General features: G+C 44.7%; 7 protein-coding genes. 5 read left to right on the forward strand and 2 right to left on the reverse strand.

What is annotated here, in order from left to right; translation table 11 throughout:
* Positions 1 to 340: 340 nt before the first annotated feature.
* Positions 341 to 1,063 carry a ParB-like protein gene (locus tag NB504_RS17200; RefSeq protein ID WP_222715543.1) on the forward strand — a complete coding sequence of 241 codons (723 nt, stop codon included), beginning with the start codon at positions 341 to 343 and terminating at the stop codon, positions 1,061 to 1,063.
* 266 nt (positions 1,064 to 1,329) lie between these two features.
* Entirely contained in the window at positions 1,330 to 2,160 is an 831-nt protein-coding gene (locus tag NB504_RS17205) for a TerC family protein (protein WP_017050009.1), read from the forward strand.
* Between the two features lie 67 nt (positions 2,161 to 2,227).
* Here NB504_RS17205 and NB504_RS17210 read toward each other — a convergent pair whose 3' ends face one another.
* Positions 2,228 to 3,928 (reverse strand): methyl-accepting chemotaxis protein, encoded by a 1,701-nt coding sequence (locus NB504_RS17210; protein ID WP_258429434.1) that lies wholly within the window; start codon positions 3,926 to 3,928, stop codon positions 2,228 to 2,230.
* A 566-nt stretch (positions 3,929 to 4,494) separates the two neighbouring features.
* Complete coding sequence (locus NB504_RS17215) at positions 4,495 to 5,364, reverse strand: LysR family transcriptional regulator (RefSeq protein ID WP_094133833.1); 870 nt, start codon at positions 5,362 to 5,364, stop codon at positions 4,495 to 4,497.
* Between the two features lie 142 nt (positions 5,365 to 5,506).
* Here NB504_RS17215 and ampC point away from each other — a divergent pair, with 142 nt between their 5' ends.
* The 3 genes from ampC to yidZ all read left to right on the forward strand — a co-directional run bounded on the left by ampC (position 5,507) and on the right by yidZ (position 9,081).
* Complete coding sequence (gene ampC, locus NB504_RS17220) at positions 5,507 to 6,664, forward strand: class C beta-lactamase (RefSeq protein ID WP_258429435.1); 1,158 nt, start codon at positions 5,507 to 5,509, stop codon at positions 6,662 to 6,664.
* Between the two features lie 277 nt (positions 6,665 to 6,941).
* Complete coding sequence (locus NB504_RS17225) at positions 6,942 to 8,150, forward strand: MFS transporter (protein WP_258429439.1); 1,209 nt, start codon at positions 6,942 to 6,944, stop codon at positions 8,148 to 8,150.
* Positions 8,125 to 9,081 carry an HTH-type transcriptional regulator YidZ gene (gene yidZ, locus NB504_RS17230; RefSeq protein ID WP_258429437.1) on the forward strand — a complete coding sequence of 319 codons (957 nt, stop codon included), beginning with the start codon at positions 8,125 to 8,127 and terminating at the stop codon, positions 9,079 to 9,081. Before NB504_RS17225 ends, yidZ begins: the two co-directional genes overlap by 26 nt.
* Positions 9,082 to 9,204: the final 123 nt, after the last annotated feature.

A 9,204-nucleotide genomic window follows, 5' to 3' on the forward strand; every position in this document is an offset into this window, starting at 1 on the left:
TCCTAACCTCCCCTTGAAAGGGGGAGGAACATAACGGGGCAAAAGTGTGTTGACGGCTCGCTAATCACTCGACTCTGAAACACACTCAAAATGATAAACGTTAATGCATTCATTCAAAGTTATAACTTTACACCCTCACTGTAACCCTATGATTTTTATTAAACTATATACCGAATGATAAATTCTCCAACACCTTATCGATGTTTTCTGTACCGTTAGGCTTCAAACTCCTACAATGCAAGGCAGAGGGTCGGTGAAGGCTAAGCTTTCACTTTTACATATTGAATAATCAACAATGCATTTGATTGCATTGGTACCGTCATCATTCAAAAGGAATAATATGTTGAGCAAAGGATGGATATTGCTTGCCGCCGCAATCATCAGTCAGGGAGCATGGGCACTCGCTCCTTGCGGGACAGACAGTGGCATCGGGGACTGGTGCAACCTAGATATTAATCAGCTACACCCCACTCAGGCCGGGGTTGGTCAACAACAAGTTGATAAAACACAAGCCAAACTGGCGACAAAAAGCCCAGCACAACTTAAGAAGTACATGAAAAAGAAAAAGATTCCGGTAATCGTAGATGCTGATGGCCAGTATTGGTTGGTTGACCGACATCATCTAACCAAGGCGCTTTGGCAGCAAGGTGTGAAAGAGGTGACCGTCCACATCCTTGCTCACCTCGACAACAAGGAGAGTTTTTGGCAAGACATGCAAGGCAACCACTGGGCATGGCTGAGCGATGAAAAAGGAGCTCCGCTAACTCCCGATCAATTACCTGCACACATAAGTAAGCTACCCGACTACCCCTACCGCTCTTTGGCTGGTGAACTACAAGATGCCGGTTATTACAGCAAGCATGAACAGGTTTATTTTGTTGAGTTTGCTTGGGCTAGCTGGCTTGGGGAGCAAATGAATTGGGTGCCAGTCAATGCGAGTACGCTCCCAGAACGACTCGAACAAGCGGCACAACTGGCATGTAGCTCAGCAGCTAAGGCTCTGCCTGGTTACCCCGGAAAGCAGTGTTCAACTATGCGCCACCTCATCAACACGACAAACTAAGGTTCTATCGCAAAGCGTGATTTAAATAAGACTCATCATTTTGAATGATGCAATCGCCTGCGAGCGAACAAATCACTCGCAGGGCGTTGTTCGATAAGATGAATATGTATTTTGTTACAAATCGCCCTCTTGCCTTGTGGTTCAGTCAATGATTTACTGTCGCTTCCTTAGCAACAGAGGCTTTTATTGACAATGGACGACCCCTTCAGGCGACCAATATTTACTGATTCCCCCCTTCACCGTGCCCCCTTATTTAAGGAGGCCACATGTTAGAACTCTTCCTACTACCCGAAACTTGGGCGATATTTGCCACACTGCTTGCTTTAGAAGTGGTTCTTGGCGTTGATAATGTAGTGTTCATTTCCGTCTTATGTGAACGACTCCCCGTTCAGCAGCGGCCGCTTGCGCGTAACTTAGGCATTTTGTTAGCAGTTACCGCTCGGATTGGTTTGGTTTTTTCTATCAGTTGGCTGATGTCGTTAACTGCACCGATAGTCGTTTGGTTTAGCAACGAATTATCTGGACGAGATTTTATCCTCATCTTCGGCGGTGCTTTTCTGTTATTCAAAGCAGCAAAAGAGTTGTGGAACTGGCTAATGCCTGATGAGCATTCACATACGACGACAGTAAGTGCTGGCCTTGCGGTCGTATTACTGCAAATTGTCGCGGTTGACGCGGTATTTTCCATGGATTCGGTAATCACTGCGGTGGGTCTAACTAACGACATTCCTATCATGGTCGCGGCCATTTTAGCGTCTGCGGTGATCATGATATTAACCGCAGCGCGCATTAACGCCTTAGTCACCCGTTATCCGGGTTTTAAAACGCTGGCATTACTGTTTTTAATGATGCTGGGCGGTTTGTTAATCGCGGAAGGTGTTGAGCTGCACATCAATAAAGGCTACGTCTATTTTGCGATGGCGTTTGGTTTGGCAATGGAGATTTGTCATATTCAATGGGCGAAGAAACAAGCAATCCAGATTAAGCAGTTACGTCCGTTAAAGCTATATACGTCTACGTCAAAGCTACATACGTCAAAACCATATTCGTTAAAAAGACCCATGCCTTTGCTAAGGTCAAAGTCCTCAGCACATTGAAGAGATAATTAATATCAGAGGGGCGAACAGCAACGTCGCCCTTTCTTCTATCCTAATACTATTGACGTTAAGCTAATTTACGCACACTAAATTTGCTCATTAACGCTTTTAAATCATTGGCTTGCTGTGATAAATCATTACTAGCGTTAGCGGTTTCTTCTGTGCTCACTAATACTTTGTCGCCTGAATCACGAATACCCAACAAATTTTGGCTGACTTCTTCAGCACTCACGGCTTGCTGCTCGCTGGCGGAGGCGACTTGCAAGTTCGATTGCATCAGTTCGTCTAACGCTCCCGCTATCGAATAGAGCTGAGCTTTTGCACTATCGACGAGTGTTGATGATTCGCTGATCTGCTGGTCATTATCTTCTATCGATTTTGCAGCAATTTGAGCTTTATTCACCAGCACTTGGATCAAACTGCTGATTTCATGAGTCGCTTCTTGGCTGCGAGACGCCAAAGCGCGCACTTCATCAGCCACAACCGCAAATCCTCTTCCTTGTTCACCCGCCCTTGCCGCTTCAATTGCAGCGTTGAGTGCCAACAAATTGGTTTGCTCTGAAATCGAATCAACTACTGAAACGAAATTCTGAATTTTATGTGTGCTGTCTTGTAACTCTAAGATCATTTTCTGTGAGTTAGCCGCGTTAATCACCAATTTATGGGAGATTTTTTGTGTCACATCTGTCGTTTCACAAGCCGCTTTAACGCTGTTATCTGCACGAGTAGTCGACTCCGCAGCACCTTCAGCATTACTCGCCACTTCTGTGATCGTTGATGCCATTTGCTCCATTGCAGCCGCAACTTGCTGAGTGCTCTCTTGCTGTACAAGCATCGCTTTACGGTTATTCTCTGCCAACACATTTAATTCCGTCACCAGCCCTGCAATGCTGTTTGCTCTTTGAATCACCTCACCAACGGTTTTACTCAACGAGTCCGCCATGGTGTTCATACTTTGCGTCAACTGGCCGATCTCATCTTTTGACTCTGGCACAATGTGCTGATCAAAATGACCATTTGCCATTTTAGCCGCTATATTTCTCACTTTTAGTACAGAGCGAACAATTTGACGGCTGAGTAACGTCCCCATCACAAGGCCAAGAATTATCGAAACGACAGCTAATGTTATTGTGCCTTGCAATGCTCTGTGTTCTTCATCCTCAGTAATAAGAATAGAGGTTGCTGTTTTTTGCTCTAAATCGCGTAGAAAATATTCAATTTCGGTATTAAATGACTTTTGCATATTTTCTAGTGCGAGTGCTTGCGGCGCAAGTTGTTCTACTGGCTCATTACTATTTAAGCGCTTGAGTAATTGAAATAAAGCCACCTCATACTGGTGATAAGAACGTTCTAACGCTTCAAATGTTTGATATCGGTTTTGGCTCTCTTGATCAACACCCTTCGCTTGACGATGCTTCTTTGCATCACTGAGTATTTGCTTCGCTTGTATCAATTCAGACTCCAACACTTTTGCGATGTTTTCTGTCTTCTGAGTAAGGTCTTTCAGCGCTTGTGAGTTGCCTTCGACAGGGATTTTAGCCAGTCGAAAAGCCTTTTCTAACACGATCGAGCTTTCCAACTGTTTGATGGTGATATCCGACGTCAACCGGATTAAAGGAATACTTTCATCCGCGATTTCTTCAATTTCGAGCGCAATACGATTCATTTTTAAAGCACTAAAACTTGCAACACCAACAATTAGGCACAGCATTAGCGTAATTAGCGAAATCATTTTTTGGGTAATCGATAAGTCTTTAATCCACTGCATAAATGCGCTCTCCAAACACAATCATTAAAGCCATTCGTTTATATGAATATTGTTATGCTGTTAAAGATAGTTTAGTAAAACCTAAAACACACTATTTCTAATACTAAGTAACTAGAGGTCATATCTGTTCAAGCGAGTAGCAAACTCTATTTTTACTTATCAGTCAGTGTGTTAAAGACAAAAGCCCGAACGCTTGGGTTCAGGCTTTAAGATAGGGAACAAGGCTTACTGCGTTAGATGCGCTCTACACATTCACGAGCAATTACCAGCTCTCAATAAATTAGTAGATGTATGGCAAACAACCTCTATTTGAGATAGCCAACTATTCTCATTCACTAAAGTCAAGCAGTTTGGTCTTGGGAGTTACGAACATGGAGGCAAGTGCATTAGCTTTAAGCACTGTAATCCATGCGGTTGCGTCACGCGCTATACCACAACTGAAGAGTGGGATAGTGATCTTCGGGCAGTGAACTCTCGGATGTTTGATCCCATAGGTGGCTAACATCGATGTCCGCTATTTTGATGGCCTGACAGCTGGACGTTTCAGAATTAATACCCGTTCACCATCAGCAACACTCCAGGATCCACTGCTTGAATAGAGTCTGCGCTTTGGTCTCAGTTTGACTTTGGAGTCTTGTTAGCCAGTAGGATCCGCTGTTGAGAAAGATATCGAAGGGTTGAATGAGCTTCTCTTCAATGAGTGCCTTTTCAAACATAACGGGAGGCGCTAATGCAATCCCTAGTCCCTGAATTGCTGCTTCAATCATCGAAATGGATGAGTCAAAGGTAATGCTATTGAGCCTGGACTTAGGTAGCGATATACGGGCTTGTTGAAACCACAACGACCACTCCTCAGGATTATATGAACGGAGCAAAGTGTAGCCCAGAATGTCCTGCGGTTTCTCTAAGTGATGGCCGATCGTTTTATTGCAAAGCACGGTTAAAGGGGCAGGAAACAAATGCTCTGCTTCGGTCGCATGCCATCTGCCTTTGCCATAACGAATAAAGAAGTCCAGCCCTTCGGACACGGGATCAGCCACGTTGTTGTTGGTCGAGATTCTGACATCGATATAAGGAAAACGTTCATTAAAGTCTTTAATTCTTGGGAGCAACCAGTTCAGAGCGAAGGTGCCCACAACACCAACACTGACCACTTCTCGGTGAATTCCTTGTTCAAGCATCTCTAGCGTATCGGTCATACTGTCAAACGCATTTTTAACCACCGGCAATAACATCATTCCTTCATCGGTCAGCGCTAATCCCCGCGGAAGACGGTAAAACAGCGCTCCCCCCAGTTGCTGCTCCAACATCTTAACCTGCTGACTGATCGCCGCCTGCGTGACACAGAGCTCGATAGCTGCTTTTGTGAAGTTTAAATGCTTAGCAGAGATAAGAAATGCCCTCAGTGCATTCAGCGGTAAATGTGTGATGTTCATGATTAGATCTTAGTTAAACTTATGGCTGGATTTAGTTTTAACACATTGTTCTCTTATAGATCTATTTTTATGATTAGCGTGTCCTATGGTGATATATATTAAAAACAATAAGTAAAACTTATCAATGGAGAGATTAACTTCAATGTGTGTAAGAAGACTAACCATCAATACAATAGCTCTGGCTATGTTGTTTGCGCCTAACGTTCGCGCGGCTGGTGTGGGAGAAAAATTAAAAAACGAGGTCGATAAACAGGCTCAAGCATTGATGCAGAACTATCATATTCCGGGTATGGCGTTTGGTGTTGTCGTTGAGGGGAAGACGTATTTTTACAATTACGGTGTGGCTGATACAGCGCAAAACCAGCCTGTGTCTGAAGCGACGATTTTTGAGTTGGGTTCTGTCAGTAAAACATTCGCAGCCACATTGACGAGCTACGCGCAGGTGAAGGGGCAACTGTCGTTAACGGATACTGCGGAGCAACACATGCCAGAACTAAAAGGCAGCACCATCGGTGCACGAACCTTGCAAGAGTTAGGAACGTACATCGCAGGCGGGTTGCCGTTGCAGTTTCCAGATACGGTGAAAAACAATCAGGATATGGTTCAGTACTATCGAAATTGGGACGAAGTGTACCCAAGCAACACTAAAAGAGTCTATTCGAACCCCAGTATCGGTTTGTTTGGCTATATAGCCGCATTAAGCCTGAAAGAGGACTACGTGTCTGCTATGGAAAAAAATGTGTTCCCAGCACTGAGTATGTCCAATACCTACATCCATGTGCCGGATAACAAAATGAAAGAGTATGCGTTTGGCTATAACGCGAACGGCGAAGCCGTGAGAGTGAATCCGGGCGTACTGGATGCAGAGGCGTATGGAGTCAAGTCCACCAGTTCGGACATGGTACAGTACATCAAAGCTAATCTGGGGTTGGCCGTAGTCGCAACCGATATGCAACAAGCACTGGTCAATAACAGGACTGGCTTCTATCAGTCCAGTACTTTTATGCAAGGTTTGGCGTGGGAGATGTACCCGTATCCCAGTCAGCTCAGTGCCCTTTTAGAAGGCAATTCGACGGACGTAATCATTAAGCCTCAAACAATCCAGATAAACACGCCGCCGACACCACTAACGAACGGAGTATGGGTCAACAAAACAGGCTCGACCGGTGGGTTTGGTGCTTACGTGGTCTACATTCCAAGCAAAGAATCGGGTATCGTGATTCTTGCCAATAAAAACTACCCAAATCAGGAACGAGTGAAAGCGGCATTCCGTATTCTGCAGGCAGGACTAGAACAGTAAGCGCAACTAGGTTAGATAAAGTCTGAACATTCATGTTCGCGGTTGGTGAGCATGAATGTTTGTTTATTGAACCAATAAACAGAAAAGGCGTAGTAGCTCAAGGAAAAATCAAGCATGTATGAAAAACAGGGGGCCTTACTAACGTAAATCCCTGACATACCCACACATTTCATTTACTAATGTAGTAAATGGAAATACCTGTTGTCATAAAGGTAACGCGCCAAGTTCAGAGATGTCTCATATTATCCTCGTAAACCCAACCACTTACGAGACCACCATGAAACCAGCGGCTAATGTATCCCGATATCTGCTATGCAGCTTTGCCTTTGTGCTGCTCTATCCCACTGCCATCGATCTCTATTTGGTTGCCTTGCCACAAATTGCCAACGATCTTTCTGCAAGTGAATCCCAACTTCATATCGCCTTTTCTGTTTATCTTGCGGGTATGGCTTCTACTATGGTGTTTGTAGGACGAGCTGCTGACCATTTTGGCCGTAAACCTGTCGCCATGTGTGGGGCAGTGATCTTCTCGCTTGCTTCGACGTTGGCGGGTTCAGCGGAAACCAGTGATAGCTTCCTAGTTATGCGTTTCTTCCAAGGCGTTGGAGCGGCATGTTGCTACGTTGTAGCCTTCGCTATTTTGCGTGATACCTTAGATGACCAAATGCGGGCTAAAGTGCTTTCAATGCTTAATGGCATCACTTGTTCGATTCCCGTGCTAGCACCTGTTATCGGTAATCTGATCATGATTAAGTTTCCATGGACTGTGCTGTTCACTGCCATGGCACTGATGGGGGTAGCCATAGGTTTGATAGCTTGCTTTGTATTGAAGGAAACCTTACCTAAAAATGAGCGTCACTGTATCACTGCGAATGACGGCTCAAATGAGTCACTGTTTAACCGTTTCTTTATCTCGCGCGTTATTTACACATCCTTGGGTGTGACTGCGATTCTTTCTTATGTGAATACCTCACCGATGATTGTTATGGATATTCTTGGCCTTACAAGAGGTGAGTATTCTACTGCTATGGCACTGCTTGCCATGGTGGGTATGGTAACGTCATTTTCAGCGCCTGTGGCCCTCTCTTACTTCAAACAAACGACATTAATGTTTTCAGCTCAGGTAACCATTTTGCTGTCGGTTATCGTCATTCTTGCGGCTCACTTGAATGGCGATAACTCGACACTCTATATGGCTGGATTCGCCTTAATCAGCATGGGCTTTTCAATGGGGTTTGGTGTGGCAATGAGTCAAGCACTCAGTTTGTTCTCTCGCAAAGCTGGGTTAGCAAGCTCCATGCTTGGTATTGCTCAGGTATCGTGTTCGGCAATATTTATCTGGTTGATGGCGCTTTTAGGCCTCTCGGTAGTGATGATATTAATCATTGCCTTGGTCGCGAGTGGCGTAATTGGCCTCTCTCTAATAGTATTGTTTCCATATCATAATGTTAGTGAAAGCCATGAAGAAATCTCTTGCCCGACTTGATCTCAATTTATTGCTCACTCTGCAGTTGCTCTTGCAAGAGCAGAGTGTCACGAAAACGGCGAAAAAGCTGAATGTAACACCCTCATCGGTGAGTAAGTCACTGGCTAAATTACGTGATTGGTTTGACGACCCTTTATTTGTGAACACGCCGCTGGGACTTAAACCAACAACGCTTGCGACGAGCATGCAAGAAAGCTTGTTAGACTGGATGCAAATCGGTAATCAGATTGCATCACGACGAGGTGATGATGCGCCGAGTGGTGTGAAGTTTCACCTTGGCGTCGAGTCGCCATTGTCACTCATTATGGTGGATGAGCTGACTAAACGAATTCATGACACGTATCCCAATTCTAAAGTGAAGTATCACAATTGGGATTACGATTCATTAGACGCGATTACGCGCGGTGAAGTGGATATCGGTTTTACGGGGCGAGAGAGCCACCCTCGCTCTAAAGAGTCGCTAGAGCTGCTGCCATATTTCATCAATTTTGAAGTTCTATTTTCCGACCTGCCTATGGTGTATATCCGAAAAGACCACCCAGCGATTGAGCAGGAATGGAACTTGGAGACCTTCTTAAGCTACGCCCATATCAATGTTACATGGGAGAAGAACGACAGCTGGGCGTTGGATGAGATTTTGGCTGAGCAGGGACATACGCGCAATGTTAGCCTAACAATGGCAAGCTTCGAACAAGCGCTGTTTGTAGCAGAGAAGCCCAGCCATCTAATGTTAACCACGGCACCCAAGTATTGTCAGCGATATTGTGAACAACTGCACCCTAACTTGGTATCGCTACCCATTCCAATTTCGCAAGAATATCAGCATAAGCTACTGATTCCATTTACGATGATCTGGCATAAGCGCAATAATCAGAATCCTAAAATCGTATGGTTAAGGGAGACAATAAAAAGCTTGTATAGCATAAATTGAATGTTCAGGTGACATATGAACAGCTCCCGCTAAATCATTGAGGTTAGGTAGGGACTCCCATTAGTTTTGGTACCACCAATTTAGAACGCTTCCCTCTACTCTGATAGCGCTTTCAACTCATTA

The sequence above is a fragment of the Vibrio sp. RM-69-4 genome, assembly GCF_024743775.1.
GTDB lineage: Bacteria > Pseudomonadota > Gammaproteobacteria > Enterobacterales > Vibrionaceae > Vibrio > Vibrio anguillarum.

Excerpts from the sequence above, each read along its gene's own strand:
- ampC (WP_258429435.1), top strand. The coding sequence starts at position 5,507 with ATGTGTGTAAGAAGACTAACCATCAATACAATAGCTCTGGCTATGTTG.
- NB504_RS17215 (WP_094133833.1), bottom strand. The coding sequence starts at position 5,364 with ATGAACATCACACATTTACCGCTGAATGCACTGAGGGCATTTCTTATC.
- NB504_RS17225 (WP_258429439.1), top strand. The coding sequence starts at position 6,942 with ATGAAACCAGCGGCTAATGTATCCCGATATCTGCTATGCAGCTTTGCC.
- NB504_RS17200 (WP_222715543.1), top strand. The coding sequence starts at position 341 with ATGTTGAGCAAAGGATGGATATTGCTTGCCGCCGCAATCATCAGTCAG.
- NB504_RS17210 (WP_258429434.1), bottom strand. The coding sequence starts at position 3,928 with ATGCAGTGGATTAAAGACTTATCGATTACCCAAAAAATGATTTCGCTA.
- yidZ (WP_258429437.1), top strand. The coding sequence starts at position 8,125 with ATGAAGAAATCTCTTGCCCGACTTGATCTCAATTTATTGCTCACTCTG.
- NB504_RS17205 (WP_017050009.1), top strand. The coding sequence starts at position 1,330 with ATGTTAGAACTCTTCCTACTACCCGAAACTTGGGCGATATTTGCCACA.